This window comes from Deinococcus aquaedulcis (assembly GCF_019693445.1).
Lineage (GTDB): Bacteria > Deinococcota > Deinococci > Deinococcales > Deinococcaceae > Deinococcus > Deinococcus aquaedulcis.
The window spans coordinates 182,375-199,206 of the sequence record NZ_JAHRBL010000001.1 but is presented as its reverse complement, the minus strand read 5'-3'; the positions used below and the strand labels follow the sequence as shown (position 1 = coordinate 199,206).

At 69.9% G+C, this 16,832-nt stretch carries 17 protein-coding genes and 1 tRNA gene; 8 read left to right on the top strand and 10 right to left on the bottom strand.

The features are described from left to right. Positions 1-49: 49 nt before the first annotated feature. Positions 50-139, bottom strand: a tRNA-Ser gene (locus tag KMW22_RS00970). A 123-nt stretch (positions 140-262) separates the two neighbouring features. Here KMW22_RS00970 and plsY point away from each other — a divergent pair. From plsY to KMW22_RS00945, 5 genes are all read left to right on the top strand, one after another. Beyond that, positions 263-868, top strand: a complete 606-nt coding sequence (gene plsY / locus KMW22_RS00965) for a glycerol-3-phosphate 1-O-acyltransferase PlsY (RefSeq protein ID WP_221088138.1) — start codon at positions 263-265, stop codon at positions 866-868. A gap of 233 nt (positions 869-1,101) precedes the next feature. Then, entirely contained in the window at positions 1,102-1,401 is a 300-nt protein-coding gene (locus KMW22_RS00960; protein ID WP_221088137.1) for a hypothetical protein, read from the top strand. A gap of 167 nt (positions 1,402-1,568) precedes the next feature. After that, complete coding sequence (locus KMW22_RS00955; protein ID WP_221088136.1) at positions 1,569-2,588, top strand: aspartate-semialdehyde dehydrogenase; 1,020 nt, start codon at positions 1,569-1,571, stop codon at positions 2,586-2,588. A 440-nt stretch (positions 2,589-3,028) separates the two neighbouring features. Further along, positions 3,029-4,816, top strand: a complete 1,788-nt coding sequence (locus tag KMW22_RS00950; protein WP_221088135.1) for a proline--tRNA ligase — start codon at positions 3,029-3,031, stop codon at positions 4,814-4,816. A gap of 618 nt (positions 4,817-5,434) precedes the next feature. Next, positions 5,435-6,052: a rhomboid family intramembrane serine protease gene (locus KMW22_RS00945; RefSeq protein WP_221088134.1), complete on the top strand. Its 618-nt coding sequence runs from the start codon at positions 5,435-5,437 to the stop codon at positions 6,050-6,052. A 12-nt stretch (positions 6,053-6,064) separates the two neighbouring features. Here KMW22_RS00945 and KMW22_RS00940 read toward each other — a convergent pair whose 3' ends face one another. The 5 genes from KMW22_RS00940 to KMW22_RS00920 all read right to left on the bottom strand — a co-directional run bounded on the left by KMW22_RS00940 (position 6,065) and on the right by KMW22_RS00920 (position 10,147). Further along, entirely contained in the window at positions 6,065-6,673 is a 609-nt protein-coding gene (locus KMW22_RS00940) for a VOC family protein (RefSeq protein WP_221088133.1), read from the bottom strand. A 1-nt stretch (position 6,674) separates the two neighbouring features. Next, positions 6,675-7,940: an NAD(P)/FAD-dependent oxidoreductase gene (locus KMW22_RS00935; protein ID WP_221088132.1), complete on the bottom strand. Its 1,266-nt coding sequence runs from the start codon at positions 7,938-7,940 to the stop codon at positions 6,675-6,677. A gap of 292 nt (positions 7,941-8,232) precedes the next feature. Continuing rightward, on the bottom strand, positions 8,233-9,030 hold the full coding sequence (locus KMW22_RS00930) for a cytochrome c oxidase assembly protein (protein WP_221088131.1): 798 nt from the start codon (positions 9,028-9,030) through the stop codon (positions 8,233-8,235). Beyond that, a complete protein-coding gene (locus KMW22_RS00925) occupies positions 9,027-9,695 on the bottom strand; it encodes an SCO family protein (protein ID WP_221088130.1) in 669 nt (222 codons plus the stop codon). Before KMW22_RS00925 ends, KMW22_RS00930 begins: the two co-directional genes overlap by 4 nt. Next, positions 9,695-10,147 (bottom strand): copper chaperone PCu(A)C, encoded by a 453-nt coding sequence (locus KMW22_RS00920; protein ID WP_221088129.1) that lies wholly within the window; start codon positions 10,145-10,147, stop codon positions 9,695-9,697. The genes KMW22_RS00925 and KMW22_RS00920 overlap by 1 nt, the downstream gene beginning before the upstream one ends. A 153-nt stretch (positions 10,148-10,300) precedes the next feature. Here KMW22_RS00920 and KMW22_RS00915 point away from each other — a divergent pair, with 153 nt between their 5' ends. Continuing rightward, a complete protein-coding gene (locus KMW22_RS00915) occupies positions 10,301-11,302 on the top strand; it encodes a LacI family DNA-binding transcriptional regulator (RefSeq protein WP_221088128.1) in 1,002 nt (333 codons plus the stop codon). Positions 11,303-11,365: 63 nt separating this feature from the next. Here the strand turns inward: KMW22_RS00915 and KMW22_RS00910 are convergent, their stop codons facing one another. Further along, on the bottom strand, positions 11,366-11,734 hold the full coding sequence (locus KMW22_RS00910; RefSeq protein WP_224606442.1) for an FUN14 domain-containing protein: 369 nt from the start codon (positions 11,732-11,734) through the stop codon (positions 11,366-11,368). 106 nt (positions 11,735-11,840) lie between these two features. Here KMW22_RS00910 and KMW22_RS00905 point away from each other — a divergent pair, with 106 nt between their 5' ends. Then, positions 11,841-12,428 carry an RNA polymerase sigma factor gene (locus KMW22_RS00905; protein ID WP_328774546.1) on the top strand — a complete coding sequence of 196 codons (588 nt, stop codon included), beginning with the start codon at positions 11,841-11,843 and terminating at the stop codon, positions 12,426-12,428. Between the two features lie 258 nt (positions 12,429-12,686). Here KMW22_RS00905 and KMW22_RS00900 read toward each other — a convergent pair whose 3' ends face one another. The 3 genes from KMW22_RS00900 to KMW22_RS00890 form a co-directional block, all read right to left on the bottom strand. Beyond that, positions 12,687-13,658: a CAP domain-containing protein gene (locus KMW22_RS00900; protein WP_235692413.1), complete on the bottom strand. Its 972-nt coding sequence runs from the start codon at positions 13,656-13,658 to the stop codon at positions 12,687-12,689. A gap of 96 nt (positions 13,659-13,754) precedes the next feature. After that, positions 13,755-15,023, bottom strand: a complete 1,269-nt coding sequence (locus tag KMW22_RS00895; RefSeq protein ID WP_221088127.1) for a sensor histidine kinase — start codon at positions 15,021-15,023, stop codon at positions 13,755-13,757. Further along, a complete protein-coding gene (locus KMW22_RS00890; protein ID WP_328774545.1) occupies positions 15,020-15,589 on the bottom strand; it encodes a hypothetical protein in 570 nt (189 codons plus the stop codon). Before KMW22_RS00890 ends, KMW22_RS00895 begins: the two co-directional genes overlap by 4 nt. A gap of 164 nt (positions 15,590-15,753) precedes the next feature. Here KMW22_RS00890 and KMW22_RS00885 point away from each other — a divergent pair, with 164 nt between their 5' ends. After that, the gene (locus KMW22_RS00885; RefSeq protein WP_221088126.1) at positions 15,754-16,656 is read left to right on the top strand and encodes a DUF4384 domain-containing protein; all 903 of its coding nucleotides are present in this window, start codon (positions 15,754-15,756) and stop codon (positions 16,654-16,656) included. The last annotated feature ends 176 nt before the right edge of the window (positions 16,657-16,832 follow it).

Genomic DNA, 16,832 nt, shown 5'->3' with positions numbered 1-16,832 from the left:
CCAGTCACCCCCCTAAAGGACGAAGCGCCCCCCGAGAGAGGCGCCATGTTGGCGGAACGGGAGGGATTCGAACCCTCGATAAGCTTGCACCTATACACGCTTTCCAGGCGTGCTCCTTCAACCACTCGGACACCGTTCCAGCGCACAGCAGCCTAGCGGGTTGGGTGCAGAAAATCAATGCGCGCGCACGCGGCGCCCCCACGCGGCGCGGCCCTCATCTGTGGAGTCGGTCCAAGCGGGGCCCATCCCCTATCATGCGCCCGTGAGCCTGCTTGCCGTGCTGACGGTTTTTCTTTCCTACCTGCTGGGCGCCATTCCGGCGGCGGCCTGGGTGGCGCGTGCGCGTGGGGTGGATATCCGCAAGGTGGGCAGTGGCAACAGCGGGGCCACCAATGTGCAGCGGGCCCTGGGCAACGGCCCGGGGCTGGCAGTGGCCGTCTTCGACATCCTGAAAGGCGCGCTGGCGGTGGGGCTGGCGGGCCTGCTGGAGCTGGGACAGCCGGCCATGGCCGCGTGCGGCGTGGCCGCCGTGCTGGGGCACAACTTCAGCCCCTTTCTGGGCTTCCGGGGGGGCAAGGGCGTGGCCACCTCGTTTGGCACCATGGCCGCCCTGCTGCCCGTGGCCGGTCTGGGCGCGGCCCTGCTGTTCCTGCTGAGTGTGTGGCTGACCCGCTTTGTGTCGCTGGGCAGCATTCTGGGTGCGGTCACGGCCGCCTTCGTGTGTTTCGTGGCTGGGCCTCTGTGGCTGGGACTGGTCATCACGGGCCTGAGCGCCCTGCTGATCTGGCAGCACCGCGACAACGTGCGCCGGTTGCAGGCCGGCACCGAGCGGCGCTTTGGCGAGAAAACAGAAGACAAGAAGGGGTAGCGCGTGGGGCCAGCCCACAGCGTCACCTCTGGGCCCTTCGGGCACCCAACACGGAGGCCGCCAACCTCCTGACGGCGCGCCCGCCGCTGGCCCCGTAGCCGGCCCCACCTTCTGCCCTGAACCGGCCCACCCCGCATCACCTTCCACAGATCACGCCCCCCTGCGCTATGCTGCTTCGCATCACACAACACAGGGCCCGGTGCCAAGGGGCCGGGGACGTGCAGGGGGAAGGGATGTCGGCCAGGATTCGCGTGTACGGCAAGGAAGCGGTGTTTACCCAGGGCCAGTGGGCCTGCGACGACGAGAGCCTGCAGGCCATGTTGCAGGCCCTGGCCGATCCACGGGCCATGACCGAGGAACAGGAGCGCGAGCACGCCCTGTATGCCGCCGGACGCTTTGGCGGCCTGATCGCCACCGCCTACGGCTGGGAGGCGGCCCCCCACCCCGAAGCCGAGATTCGCATGGAGGATTTTGCCCCAGCCCGCGCCCCCGAACGCGCCGGCTGGCTGAGTTTTCTGCGCAAGAAGCGTTAGGCGCCCCGCCCAAGCTGTCTGCCCCGCACCCTTGACCCCCACCCCCCCAGCCCCTACCCTGGGACCCATGACGACCCGCACGACCACCATGACGCCCTAGAGGCGCGGCCAGTCGTTGTGGACCGCCTGCGAGACACGCACGGCGGATTTTTGTTGAAGGGGTGCATATGCGCGTAGCAATTGTCGGAGCAACCGGAGCGGTGGGCCACGAGCTTCTGAAGGTGCTGGAAACAAGCACGCTGCAGTTTGACGAACTGCTGCTCTACGCCTCGCCGCGCAGTGCGGGCAGCACCCTGCCGTTCCGGGGCCAGGACCTGACCGTGCAGGTCACGCCCGACGGCGCCATTGACGCCGACGTGATTCTGGCCTCGGCGGGCGGCAGCATCAGCAAGGAAAAGGCCCCGGCTTGGGTGGCGGGCGGCGCCCTCGTGATCGACAACTCCAGCGCCTTCCGCTACGACCCAGAGGTGCCCCTGGTGGTGCCGGAAGTGAACGGGGAGGCCGCGCTGGGGCACAAGGGGATCATTGCCAACCCCAACTGCACCACCGCCATTGCTGTGGTGGCGGTGGCGCCCATTCACCGGGCCTACGGCGTGCGGCGCATGATTGTCAGCACCTATCAGGCCACCAGCGGCGCAGGCGCCAAGGGCATGGACGAACTGCTCTCGGAAACCCACAAGGTCCTGCATGGCCAGGAGGCTGGCGCCGAGGTCTTTGCCCATCCCATTCCCTTTAACGTGATCCCGCACATCGACGCCTTCCAGGACAACGGCTACACCAAGGAAGAGATGAAGGTGGCCTGGGAGACGCGCAAGATCATCGGGGACGAGTCGCTGAAGATCTCGTGCACGGCGGTGCGCATTCCCACCCTGCGCACCCACAGCGAGGCCATTACCCTGGAACTCGAAAAACCCGCCACCCCCGAAGAGGTGCGCGCGCTGCTGGCCCAGGCGGCCGGGGTGGAGGTGCGCGACACCCCCGCCGAGAAGCTCTACCCCATGCCCCTGACCGCCAGCGGCAAGTACGACGTGGAGGTGGGCCGTATTCGCCAGTCCCTGGTGTTCGACGGCGGCATTGAGCTGTTCGTGGCCGGCGATCAGCTGCTCAAGGGTGCGGCCCTGAACGCCGTGCAGATCGCGGAATACCTGCAGCAGAAAGGGGCGCTGAAGGCGAAGGCGCAGGTGTAACAGGGGTTGTGGGGGGTAGGTTGTGGGTTGTGGGAAAAACGGGGCCCGCTGCCCTGCTCACCCGCAGAATCCGAAGAAAGCTGGGGCGGACCTGCCCCGGCTTCTTTTGTTCCCGGCCGCCAACACTGCGCAGTGCCCGGCCCCTCCCGCATGCCCCACAACCGACAACCCACAGCCCACACCCTCCCTTGACCTTCCTGGCCCCCTCCCCTACCCTGGGCCCCATGAGCGAGCAGCGTTTCCCCGCCACGCCGGTCCTGCACAGGACCCTGCGCGTGGGGGCGGGCCTGCCCGTGCTCCCGCCACCCTTCGGGGTCTGACGCCTGCACTGTGAAGCCTGCTGCCTCGCCCACGCGCGGGGCCTGCACCGTCATGACCACCGCCGAGCCCTGGTCCTCTGTGGCCCAGGCGCAGCGGCCCTTTCCCGAAGGGAGAGCCCCATGAAACTTGAATCCAGTCTGTTCCGCACGTGGCGCGAGGCGCCGGAAGGCGCGGAAACCCCGGGTATCCGCCTGCTGCTGCGCGCCGGGTACGTGCGCCGGGTGGGCAGCGGCCTGTACGCCCACCTGCCGCTGATGACCCGCACCATGCACAAGCTTGAAGCCCTGATCCGCGAGGAACTGGACGGCCTGTCGCAGGAGGTGAGCCTGCCGGTGCTGCAGCCTCAGCACCTGTGGGACGCCTCCGGGCGCTGGGCGGCGTACACGCAGGCCGAAGGGATCATGTTCACCGTGACCGACCGGGCCGGCCGGGCGCACGCCCTGGGCCCCACGCACGAAGAAGTGGCGCTGGACGTGGTGCGCGGTCTGGCGCGCAGTTACCGTGACCTGCCGGTCAGCGTGTACCAGATTGGCCGCAAGTTCCGCGACGAGTTGCGCCCGCGCTTTGGCCTGCTGCGCACCCGCGAATTCGTGATGAAAGACGCCTACTCCTTTCATGCCGACGAAGCCAGCCTGCGCGAGCACTTTGAAGCCATGAGCGCCGCCTACGGCCGCATTCTTAGCCGCCTGGGGGTGGCGTGGCGGGCGGTGCAGGCCGACAGCGGGAACATCGGCGGGGCCGAGAGCCGCGAGTTCATGGTCCTGAGCGCGGTGGGCGAAGACGAGGTGCTGTATACGGAAGACGGCCGCTACGCCGCCAACGTCGAACGCGCCGTCTCACGGGCGCAGGCGGCCCGGCCCAGCCCGTTCGGTACGCTGTCCCGGCACCACACCCCGGGCGCAGCCACGGTGGCGGCGGCCTGCGCGGCGCTGGGCTGCGACCCGGCCCATCTGCTGAACACCGTGCTGTATGAGGCAGTGAGTGTGCAGGAGGGGCAGCGGCGCCTGACCCCGGTGCTGGTGAGCCTGCGCGGCGACCATCAGGTGAATGCAGTGAAGCTGTGGAACGCGGTGCAGGCGCGGGTGGCGGGCGACCTGATTGAACTGGAAGTGACCCGGACCGCCGCCTGGGCCACTGCGCCGCTGCCGCTGGGTTTTCTGGCACCGGACCTGCCGGATGGCCTGATTGCCCAGCAGGCGGACCTGCACCCGGGCTTCCTGCGCCTGTGCGACGCAGCGGGCGCCGAGCTGCGCAACTTTGCCACCGGCGCGGGCGAAGCCGACTGGCACGTGACGGGCGCGAACTGGCAGACCCTGACGGGCGGGGGCGAGTACGCCTTGCCGGAGGTGGTGGACCTGCGGTTGGCCCGCGCAGGCGAAGGGGCCGCGCATGACGGCACCCAGCCCCTGCAGGCGGCGCGCGGCATTGAGGTGGGGCATGTGTTTCAACTGGGCACGCGCTACGCGCAGGCGATGGGCGCTACGTTCACGGCCGCCAGCGGCCAGGCGCAGCCGTTCCAAATGGGCTGCTACGGCATTGGGGTCACGCGGCTGGCCCAGGCGGTGGCCGAGCAGCTGTGCGATGAGCGGGGGCTGGTGTGGCCGGAGGCCATCGCGCCGTACCGGGTGCATCTGGTGGTGGTGGACGTGCAGGACGGTGCGCAACGGGCGGCGGCCGAGACGCTGTATGGGCAGCTGCGGGCCGCTGGGATAGACACGCTGCTGGATGACCGTGCCGAGCGGGCGGGCGTCAAGTTTGCCGACGCGGATCTGCTGGGGTTGCCGTACCGGGTGACGGTGGGGCGGGGGGTGGCCCAGGGGCAGGTGGAGGTGAAGGTTCGGCGCAGTGGGGTGGTGGCGGTGGTGCCGGTCGAGGGGGTGGTGGGGTGGATGCGGGCGCAGGGTTGAAGGCAGTTGAGTTTGTCTGCGGTTGCCCCACCCCCCCAGCCCCCCATCCCCAGAGGGGACGGGGGGAGCGGCGCTGCGCTGGCAAACGTTGACTGACGATTTGGGGCGGCCAGACTTCGCCCCGCTGTGTACGCCGTGGCCCCTCTCCGTCCATCGCCCCACGCCCGCGCGCTGCGCGCACGACGGCTTCCGTTGCTTGCCCCGTAGGGGTGGAGGGGGGGGACGCTTAGGGCACGAGGTTCTACTTTGAAAAGCAGCTTCGGCATTTGGCCGTTGTGTTTTTCAAAAGTAGAACTTTCTGGGCCGCACCAAGCCTTCTTGCCCCTCTACCGCCCAGGTCCAGACGAGGCCGTCGTGCCCGAAGGGCGCGGGCCATTGCGCGTTACCAGCGGACGGCGTCGAAGCCGGACACGTTAACGAGTAGAGCAACCCCAGCCGACTTCAGTAGAAACTCTTGCCTAGCGCAGCGCTGCTCCCCCCTGCCCCTCTGGGGTAGGGGGGCAGGGGGGGTGGGGCCAGCGCGGGCCAAGCCACCGCCCCCCCAAAAGAAACAACCACCGCCCCCACCTCCCCCCAAGGAGCGACGCCCCCCACCCCCTTTTCCGTCATGCTAAACCCATGCGGCCCCCCCCTCCCCCCCGCACCCTGGCCTCCCGGTCCGGCCTCCTCCCCGCCACCGGCCTCACCACCCTGCTTCTCACCGGCCTCTGGGTGCAGGAAGCAGCTGACCTATTTGTGTTTGGTGGCCGCCTGGATTACTACGGCATTCAGCCGCGCGAGCCCGGCGCCCTGTGGCACATCCTGACAGCACCCTTTCTGCACGCCGGCTTCGGGCACCTGCTGGCGAATACCGTGCCGCTGGCCGCCCTGAGCTTCATGAGCGCGCTGCGCGGACCCTGGCGCTTTCTGGCGGCGCTGCTGGTGATCGTGGTGGTGGGGGGCGGCCTGGTGTGGCTGCTGGGACGGGGCGGCAGCGTGCATCTGGGGGCCAGCGCGCTGGTGTTCGGGCTGCTGGCCTACCTGCTGGGCGTAGGGTGGTGGGAGCGCACGCCGCTGGCGATGGGGGTGGCGGTGGTGGCCTTTTTGCTGTACGGCGGGATTCTGTGGGGGGTGTTGCCCACCAACCCGGCGGTGTCCTGGGAAGCGCACCTGTTTGGGTTCGTGGGCGGGCTGGTGGCGGCGGCGCTGCTGCACCGGCGCCGGCCCCGCATGGTCCCGGGCCGGCCACCCCGTTAAGTCCCCTGGACGCTACAGCTCTACAGGCCCGCGCGGGGTGTCCAGCACCGCGCGCAGTTCGGGCTGGGGGGCTTCGTAGACCTCCACCTCACCGGCAAAGGCCAGGGCCCGCAGGTGCCCGCGCAGCGCGTCCGGGTCGGGGGTGCCCAGCTGCAGGTGGGCCAGGCGCACCCCCACATCCGGCAGGCGGGTGGGGGGCGGCGGGGTCTCCCAGTGAATCTGCGAGGGCACCACGCCGCCGCCCGGCAGCCCGCCGTCTTCGGGCACGGTCAGGGTCCAGCGGTGCTCGCCGCGCGACAGGGCCAGCACGTCCCTGCCCACGGGCCGCGCCGGAACGGCCGCCACCCAGTGAAGCAGGGCCGGGCCGTGAGACAGCCGCTCCTGCACCGCCGGGGTGTCCAGGGCAAACCAGCGCGGGCGCCCGGGGGCCGGGGCCTGCGGGTTCACGGCGATGACCTCCAGGTAGGCCTCCGGGCCCAGCGACAGCAGGAGGTTGTGGGTGCCGAACTGCGGGTGTTCGCCGCCGGGCTGGGCGGGCACGCGCAGGCGGCCTTCCAGCCACGCGCGGCCCTCGTCCAGGGTGCGCGCCGCCACCACGAGGTGATCTAATCGGGCGGTCATCTCAGGCTCCCCGGGGGCGGCTCATGCCCACCGGGTCGCCCAGCACGATGGCCGCTGCCTTCTCGCCGCTTTCCATGGCCCCCTGAATGCTGCTCATGGCCGTGACCTCGCCGGCCAGCAGCACCCCACTTAAGCGGGTGGCATGGCCGGCCAGCGTGGCGGCGTATTCGGGGGGCTGCGGATACTGCGCGTGGTGAATGCGCTCCACCAGCAGCGTGCGCAGCGAACGAACCGCCGCCTCGCCGTACCAAGTCGCCAGTTCGCCGCGCACCTGAGCGTCCAGCGCGTCATCGCCCGCACCCGGCAGGCCCAGCACGGTGACGGTCAGGAGGTGCTGGCCTTCGGGCGCGCGCCCCGGCACAGCGTTGGACAGCCAGTGGGCATTCTGGATCAGGCCGCCCGCCGCGTTCAGCAGCAGGCGCCGCTCGCGGTCCAGCGCGGCGGGGGCGGCGTAGTGCAGGTAGGTGCCGCTCAGGTGCCCGCGCCCAGTGGCCTCGCCGGTCAGGCGGGCGGCGGTGTCGGGGTCGGTGGCCACGATCACCTGCCGGGCCTCCAGATCCCCGGCGGTGGTGCCCACGGTTACAGAGGCGCCGTGGGGGGTCAGGCGCTGGGCCTGCACGTTCAGCGTGACCTTCAGGCCCTGGGCCAGCTGGGCGGTGAGGGCCCCCATCCCCTCTGCCGGCAGCGCCGCGCCGCCGTCCAGCAGCATGCGGAAGTAATAGCGAAACAGCCGCGCGCTGGTGCTCAGGTCGCGCCGCAGGAAGATGCCCCCAAAAAACGGCCGGAAAAACTGGTCCAGTGCCGAATCGCTGAAGCCAAAGCGGCGCAGATACCCCTCTGTGGGTTCATCGGGGCCGCGCAGCAGGGTCCAGGGCGCCGGGCCGCGCAGGCGCAGGGCCAGGGCCAGCACCCGCGCCTTGTCCCGGGTGCTCAGGGCCCGGGTTAGCAGGGTGCCACCCAGGGCGCCGGGGTCACCCAGCGGCCAGCCCACCACGTCTGCCTGCGCGCCCCGGCGAATCACGGCGGCGGGGGGCAGCGGCACTAAGTTCAGGGCGTCCAGGTCCAGCCAGCGCCGCACTGCCGGGTAGGCCGGAAACAGCACCTGATACCCGGCGTCCAGCGTAAAGCCGTCCAAGGCGCGCGACTGCACCCGCCCGCCTACCTGCGGCGCAGCGTCCAGCACGCGCACCCGCTTTCCGGCGCGGTCCAGGGCGCGCGCCGCCGTCAGCCCCGCCAGGCCCCCGCCAACGACCAGAACGTCATACATGCCCACCCAGGCTACAGGCCCAGGCGCGCAGCGGGGCGCCGCGCGGTCTTCAGGAGGTCTTAAAGTTAAGGCGCTCGCTGGTGATCCTGACAGCGGAACCCAAGAGCGTTGAGGCGATGCCCCTCAACTCTCCTGGGGCGAACGAAGTGAGTGTCCGCCACAACAGCGGCGGAAGTGGAATTGAGGGACCGTTCTCTGGTCCCAGGGTGGAACTAGCAGCTGCTGTGAGATCAACCGAGCGGGCTGGAACAGCGGCGTCGCAGAGCGAGAAGCGAAAACAGTGCCCGGCCCCTCAGCGCGGCGTCTGCGGCGGCAGGCCCTGCTCTTCGGTGAGGCGCACCAGCCACAGAAACAGCTGCACAAAGGCCAGCGCCAGCGCCGGCAGGCCCGCCAGCATCATGATCCAGCCGGACAGCTGCTGGTTTTGCAGCGGCGTAAGGTTCCACAGGCACAGGGCGTTCACGTAGGGCGTGTACAGCACTTTTGGGGCGTACAGCCACACGCTCGCCACTGCCATCATGGGCAGGGCGGCCAGTAGGCCAAACCACCCGCGCGAACCCACGCCGGCCGGCTGCACCGACGGGAGGGGCCGCAGCACCACGCTCCAGACCAGCAGGCTGGTCAATAGGTACAGGCTCGGCAACAGGGTCGCGGCTGTATTGGACACCACGCTGGCATTGAACCCGGCGGGCACGTTCCAGAACACGATCACGGCGGTCCACAGCGCCAGCGCCACCCAGGGGTCCAGCAGCACCCCCAGCACGCGGCCCAATACAGCGCGCGGGTTGACCGCCAGGGGCGGCAGGCCCAGCACCAGCAGCGGCGGCACCACCTCGGCCAGCACCATCAGGCGGCCCATGTACAGCGCCATGCTGCCCTGGGTCAGCCCGGCGGCGCGGGTCTGGGTGGTCAGCACCAACGCCACGAGCCCCAGGGCAAACAGCCCAGCGCGCCACAGCGGCCACGGGGTGCCAGTCCGGCGCGCCCGCACGAAGCCAGCGGCGTAGGCGGCCCCCACCAGCAGGATGGGCAGCAGGGTCCAGTCCGGGCGGGGCAACAGCAAGTCGGCAACGGTGGGGTTCAGGCTCATGGGGTCTCCAGCACGTATTGCAAATCGGCCTTCACGCGCTCCACCTGGGGCAGCTGCGTGTAGTCCCACAGCACCCGCAGTTGGCCCCGGGCGTCAATGAGGTAGGTGGCCGTGGTGTGGTTGATCTGGTAGGCCGCGCCCTGCAGCTCGGCCTTCTGGTAGGCCACGCCGTAGGCCTGCGCCACCTGACCCAGCGCCGGTTCAGGAATGCGCACGCCCGTGCCGCTGCCAAAAAAGCCCACGTATTCGCCCAGCCGCGCCGGGGTGTCGCGCGCGGGATCCACGCTGACCAGCACAATATTCAGTTTGGACCGCAGTTCAGCGGGCAGCAGGGCGCGCGCCTTGTTCAGGTACGACAGGCTCAGGGGGCAGATGCTGGCGCAGTGGGTAAAGCCAAAAAACAGTGCGGTGGCCTGCCCGCCCGCCCCAGGGGTGAAGGCGAAGGGCCGCGCCGCCCCGCCCTGCACCGCCACGCCCTGAAACGGCGCCGCCTGGGTGCCCGCCGGGTAGGCCGTGCCGTAAAAGGGGTACGGACTGCGCAGGCGCGCCGCGCCCCAGGCCAGCCCCAGCAGCAGCGCCACCGCCGCCAGCGCCAGCCCCGCCGACACGTACCAGGGCCGCGTGGCCGGCCCGGCCGCGCCTTCTGGGTGGGCCGGGGCCGTCATCAGGGCTTCACCACCGGGGCCTGCAGGGTGTGGGTGCCGCCGGCGTCGTCGGTCAGCGTCAGGGCCACGGGCTCGCCCTCGCGCAGCGGCGCACGCAGGCCCATCAGCATGATGTGATCGCCGGTGTCACTCAGGACCAGTTCGCCGCCCGCCGGAACCGTCAGGGCGTCGGTCATCTGCATGCCGGTGCGGCCCTGGGCGTCGGTGCGCGTCACCATCAGCATGGCGTGGTCGGCCGCTGGCGACTGCACGCCCGTCAGGCGCAGGGGGCGCCCGCCGGGGTTGCGCAGGGTGCCAAACACGCTGGTCTCCTTCACGCTGGGGGGCACGGCCACCACGCGCGCCGCTTCCACCGTCAGCGTGGCGGTGGGGCCCGCCTGGGCCTGGGGCGCCGGGCGGCAGGCGGTCAACAGCGCCAGCAGCAGGATGAACAGACGGGCGGGAACAGGCATAGCACTCCTTCCAGGTCGCGGCCGACCTGGGGGTCAGTCTAGGGTGGGCCGCCGGGCCGCTTTGTCCCCCGGGGCGCCTTTGCCGTTCCAGTGCACCGGAGCCCAGGGCCTGTGGAACCCTTTCCAAAAAGAGGGTATGCTGGGCAACAAATCATGCGCAAACCCACCATTCAGGATGTGGCCCGGCAGGCCGGGGTCGGGGTCGGCACCGTGTCACGGGTGCTGAACAACCACGTGGCGGTCAAGGGCGCCACCCGCGAACTCGTGCTCAAGGCCATTGCCGATCTGGAATATACGCCCAACCCGCATGCCCGGCGTATTGCGGGCGGCAAGAGTTACACCATCAGCGTGCTGCTGCCGGTGCTGACCACCGAGTTCTACGTGCGGCTGCTGGACGGCCTGGAAACTGCCTTTCAGGAGGCCCGCTACGACGTGGCGATTTTCCCGCTGCTGGACCGCTCGCGCCTGGAGCGCTACCTGGGCTCGCACACCCTGGCTTACCAGGCCGACGGGCTGGTGATGGCCACCTACAACCTCACACAGATGTTCCACGAGCGCCGCCTGCGCACCCAGCAGCCCACCGTGCTGGTGGACGCCTACGCCGAACACGTGGATTCCTCGTTCATGGACAACGTGGCGGGCGGGCGCATGGCCGGGGAATACGCCGTGACCCTGCCCGGCGACCTGTACGCGGTGTGGGTGGAAACCGAACTGGACCAGCTGTTCACCACCCGCGTTTTTGAAGACCGCCGCAATGGCTTTCTGGGGGCGCTGCAGGCCGCCGGGCGCGCGCCCGCCGCCGAATACACCTCCAGCTTCGATTCGCTGGCGGCGCGCAACACGGCTTCCGCGCTGCTGGATCAGGTCCAGGCGGGCGGTCTGCCCTGCACCATCTTCGCCTCGGCGGACATGCTGGCCGGGGCCCTGCTGGACGAGCTGCGTCTGCGCGGCCTGAAGGCCGGCGAGGACGTGCGCGTGATCGGCTTTGACGACCAGCCCTGGGCCGAGGCGCGCGGCCTGACCACCCTGCACCAGCCGGTGGAAAGCATGGGTTATGAGGCCGCTCAGCTGCTCCTGACCCGCCTGAACGGCTACAAGGGCCCCGCCCGGGCGCGCCGTTTTGAGCCCCGTCTGGTCGTCCGAAGCAGCGCGTAAGGGGTTGATGGTCAACAGGTGATGGTTGATGGAAAAAGCGGTTCTCCATCAACCATCACCTCTTTACACGCGCGCGCGGAGGCCCAGCAGCAGCCCTGCCGTGAAGGCCCCGGCGAAGGGCAGATTCGCGGTCAGTACGCGCATCAGCCACGCGCCGCCCTGTTCCTGGCCCTGCCTGAGCCACGGTTCGGTGAGGGCCTGAAGGCGCAGCCAGTTCACGCTGATCAGGTCAAGGTAGGCCAGCAGTTGCAGCACCACGAACAGCGTGCCCAGCACGATCAGGGCCACGCGGCCAATGTGGCGCAGGGCCACGCCGGTGGCAAAGCCCAGCAGGGCGCCCACGCTCAGGTCGGGCAGCAGGGGCCGCAGGGCGTCGGCCAGGGAGGCGGCGGGCGGGGCGGCAGACAGGACTTCGGGACGAACAGGGCTCAACGTGCGCGCATGCTAGAGCAGTTGGCGCCCTGCTGCCACGGCGAGCACCGCTGGCGCCGCAAGGCAGCGCGGGCCAGAGGCCGGGGCACGCTATGGTGTAGCCACTGTGGACCCCGCCGAGTCATTTCCACCCGACCTGATCTCCCCTGACCTGTACGCGCGGCTGTGCGCGGGCGAGGAAGCGGCGTGGTTCGATTTTGTGCAGGAGTACGAGGGCCGCATGTACGGCTACCTGTACCGCCTAGAGGGCAACAGCGAAGACGCCCTGGACCTGACCCAGGAGGTCTTTTACCGCGCGTGGCGCTCGATTCGGACCTTCCGGGTGGGCGAACGGGTGCTGCCGTGGCTGTATCAGGTGGCGCGCAACACCCAGATCGAGTCGCACCGCCGCAAGCAGTTGCAGCGCTTCTCGCTGGAACAGGCCCGCGAAGACGTGGGCTTTGAGGTCACCAGCGAGAAACGCTCACCCGTGCAGGCCGCCGAAAGTGCCGACGCCCAGGACCGGGTGCAGCGCGCCCTGCTGCGCCTGCCCGCCGAATACCGCGAGGCCGTGGTGCTGCGCTTTGTGGAAGACCTGAGCTACGACGAGATTGCCCAGATTCAGGGCGTGGCGGTGGGCACCGCCAAAAGCCGCGTGTTCCGCGCCAAGGAGCAGCTGGCCGGGCTGCTTGCGGGCGTGGCGGACGTGCATTGAGGGGGGTCGGGGCTCTGGGCCATGAGCCATGAGGCGGCCCTTGGGTGCCCGCTCACGGCTTGAGGGGCGGGGGAAGGCAGAGCGTTACCCAATTCAAGGTCGGAAAAGACCTCTGCGTTTCTCCCTGCGGGCCCCCGCGTCGCTGAGGGTCCACAAAGAAGATGCCCCTCTTTTGACTGAAGCTGTGAAGCTGACCGCTCCCCCAGAAGGCCTGGAGAGGTGAAGGGAACTCAGCGGACCAGCCCCGGCCCTCAGCCTTTAGATGCGGGCGAACACCTGGGTCCAGTAGCGGCCGTAGGTGGTGCCGGGGCGGTTGACATAGCTCAGGCCAATGCGGGTGAAGTCGCCCATGATGTTGCGGCAGTGCCCGGGGCTTTTCAGCCAGCCCTGCACCACCTCGGCCGGGGTCTGCTGCCCGGCGGCAATGTTCTCGGCCACCGAAAGGGGAGTCATGCCCGCCGCCTGCACCCGGCGCATAGGTGTGCTGCCGTCGAAGCTACTGGTGTGGTCAAAGTAGCCGTACAGCGCCATCCCCGCCGACTGTGCCTGGGCAGCCACGGTCAGGGTGGGGTCCAGCCGCAGGGGCGGCAGGGCAGCGGCGCCCGTGCGGTTGGTGGCGCAGTTGTAGCCCTGGGCGCGGGCCTGGTTGGTCAGGCGCAGCACTTCGCCGTCAAAGGCGGCGCTGCCGGTCCAGGGGGCCACCCGAATGGTCAGGCGCTTTTCCACGGTGCGGCCATCGCTGGTGGTGGCGCGCACCACCGCCGCGTGGGTGCCGTTCTGCACCCGGCTGGCCCCAGTGCCCACCTCGCGCCCGGCCAGCAGCAGGGTGGGGCGGGCGGGCGTGTACAGCACGCTGCCCTCGGCGCTCAGGCGCACCTCGCCGGGGGTGGGCTGCAGCACGGTCAGCGCGGGGCGCTCGGCCCCGGCACTGTTCACCGGCAACTGGGCCTCGGCGCGGCTGACCACACGGCCCTGGGGGTCCAGAAGCTGCGCCTGCAGCGTATAGGTGCCGGGGCGGTAGTACACGTGCTCGGCGCTCAGGCCGCTGGCCTGATTGCCGTCACCAAAGACCCACTGCACCACATACCCGGCCGGGGCACTGGCTTCAAACGACACCCGCAGCGGCGCCTGACGCTCCGGGCTCACCCGGTACCCAATGCGGAACTCCGGCGACGCCTGGGCCCCCCCAGGCCACACGGCAGCGCCCAGGCTCAGCAGGCCAACGGTCAAGACCAGATGAGGGATTCGCGTGGCTCGGCTCACCCCAAAAGAGTAAAGCCTGGCTAGGGCGCGCGCTGTAAGCGACTTGGGATTATCAGTCGGTGGTCAGGTGGCGCGGCGCCGGGGCGGGGCAATGGGCCCGGCGCTGGGTGTGCCAAAGCTCAGGGTCATGATCAGGCCGCCGTCCGGCGCGTGGGTGATGTGAATGTCGCCGCCATGCGCGCGGGCGTAGCGCCGCACCAAGGCCAGTCCCAGGCCCTGCCCGGGTTTCAGGCCCTGGGGCCCCCGCTCGTAGGGCACAAACACGCGGGCGCGCTGCTCGGCGCTCATGCCGGGGCCGTGATCGCGCACCTGAAGCCGGGGCCCCTGACTGACCGGGGGTCTGGGCGGCTCCAGCGTGATCTCGACGGGCCCATCGGTGTACTTCAGGGCGTTTTCCACCAGGTTTTCCAGCATCTGGCGGGTGCGCGCCGGGTCCACAGACCAGACCACAGGCTGTGCCGGGGCGCTGACCTGCACCCGCGCCGAGGCGAACGGCGCGGCCAGGTCGCGCAGGTCCACGGGCTCGGGGCGCAGCACCACGTCCAGGTACAGGTCATTCAGGCGGGTCAGGTCGGCGCGGCTGGCCAGCTGGGCGGCGCTGTCTTCAATCATGCCCAGCAGGCGCTGGCGCTGTTCGGGGGCCTGGGCCCCGCGCAGCAGGTCGCTGGCCAGCATCAGGGCCTGCAGGGGCCGGCGCAATTCGTGGCTGGCCAGACTCAGGGCTTCCTGCAGCCGGCGTTCGCGGGCCTCGGCGGCGCGGCGCTCGGCGCGCCACAGCAGCAGCGCGCGGGTGGTCAGCAGCATACTGACCACCCCGGAAAACAGCGCCGCCAGCACCAGCGCCCAGCGCAGGCCAGTCAGGGCCCGCACATAGCGCTCGCCCAGGGTCCGGCTGTACTCGGCAGCGGCGCTGCCCAGGGCCAAGCTTTCGGTCACGGCCTGGGCCGCGCCGGCGTCGGTGTCCTGGGCCAGGGCGCGGGCCACCCGGGCCAGCCGCGCCGGACCCTGGGCCTCAACTTCGCGCAGAAGCACGAACTGCCGGGGATTGCCCGCACTGGACAGCGCGATCTCGCGCAGCAGGCGGCGGCGTGCCGGACTGACCGCCGGGTCCAGGCGCGCCACCCGGTACTGCAGCACGTCCTGCACCAGCCCCTGATAGACGTGTGGCGTCCAGCCGGTGCCGCCCCGGGTCAGGGCGTCATAGGCCGGGCGCGTGACCAGAATGAGCAGCACCACCATCAGCAGGGCGGGCAGCAGCCCCAGCAGCAGTTCGCGCCACAGGCGCTGGCGCCGGGCCTGCAGCCGCTCGCGGGGATCTGGCCCGTCTGTCATGGCGCGGGGGCCAGCCGCTCGGCAAACCACACCCACGCGGCCGAGTACGACCCTGTGGAAAACCGGGTGGGCTGGGAGGGCAGCACCACAGTCAGCGGGCCTTTTTGCAGGGGCGAGATGGGGCGGCCGTCGGCGCGGTAGGCCAGCATGATGGGATGGTTCAGGTAATCGGCGGCGCGGATGGTCGCCGCAAAGCCGTTGGTCGCCATGACGCGCAGGTCGCGCCCGCCAAAGCCGCCCCAGGCGGCCAGATCACGCAGCGCGGCGCCCTCGTAGGTAAAGGTCTGGCCCAGTTGCGGCTGCCTGGTGGCGTAGCGGACCACCGGCAGGGCGCGCAGCTGGCTGAGGGTCAGGGGCAACGGCCCCCGCGCCGTCTCCAGGGTCAGGACCGTGGCCTCGCCAGGGCGGGGCTTCGGCATGGGCAGCGCGCCGCGCACGTAGGGGAAAGGCGCAGGCCCAGGGGCCGCGTGGCCCGCTGGGGGGCCCAGTGTCCCCAGCAACAGCGCCCCCAGCAGCAGGGCCGCCAGCAACGCTGGGCGGGCAGCCAGGGGAAAAGCGGAGCGCACGCCGGGCAGTGTACCAACGGTCAGCCACCCCCGCCTGCCTCCAGAAGGTCCCTCCTGTGGTCCCCTGCCCCAGCCTCCCCATGAGAACGGGGTAAGCCCAGGGTCAGAAGACGCATCAGATCCTGGTCAGGCCCCCGTCAAGTAGGGCGTGCAGGGTGGGGGGCATGAAAGCCACCCTGTTCCTGTCTTCGGCCCTGGCCCTGCTGGGGGGTGCCGCCTCGGCCGCCCCGCAGCTCAGCGCGCAGAGCATCATCGTGAACCCGGCGCCCACCACCTTGAGCGTGAAGGTTTGGACCGACCGCGACACCTCGGGCAGCGGCACCCCCAGCTACGCCCCCGGCGACAAGATCCGCCTGTTTACCCAGGTCAATCAGGACGCTCACGTGTATCTGTTCAACGTGGACCCCCAGGGGCAGGTGGACCTGATCCTGCCCAACCGGTTCCAGGGCGGCGCCAACTTTCTGAAGGCCAACGCGGTCAAGGTCTTCCCGGCACCCGGCGACCCCTTTACCTTCGACATTGCCGCGCCCTACGGCGTGAACAAGGTGCTGGCCCTGGCCAGCCGCACGCCGCTGAACCTGGACCAGATCGCCACCTTCAAGAGCCAGCAGAACTCCTTTGCCACCGTGAATGTCAGCGGGCAGCAGGGGCTGGCGCAGGCGCTGAGCATCGTGGTGAACCCCGTGCCCGCCAGCAACTGGGTGACCGACACGGCCTTTTATTCGGTGGTGAACCGCGCCCCGGTGGCGGCGCCGCTGCGCACCACCCCCAGCACGGCCCCGGCGCAGCCGGTGGCCGCCCCGGCCCCCCGCACCGCGCAGGCCCTCTCGGTGCCGGCGAACCCCTGGAGCAACGTGCGCGAGTGGCGCACCACCGTGGATACCCGCGACCTGAAGGGCCAGCACGACGCCTACGCCGCCAAGCTGAAGGCCGAGGGCTACACCCTGGTCAAGACCCGCAGCAAGAACAGCGAGATCAAGAGCGAATTCCGCAAAGGCAGCGTCAAAGCTGAACTAACGGTGAAGCGCAAGGGAAACCGCGTCGAGATCAAGATTGAGCGCGAATAAGCAAGCAAGATTAACCAGCCTGTCTAGAGAGGACCGCCTGCCCGGGTGGTCCTCTTCTCTTGATTCCTGATCGGTTTCATCCGTTATGATCGCGGAGCACCACAATTCATGCACCCACTCCGCAGCTGTGCGGGGTGTTGCCGTGCTGGAGGTTTCAACTGTGAAACGTTCTGCTG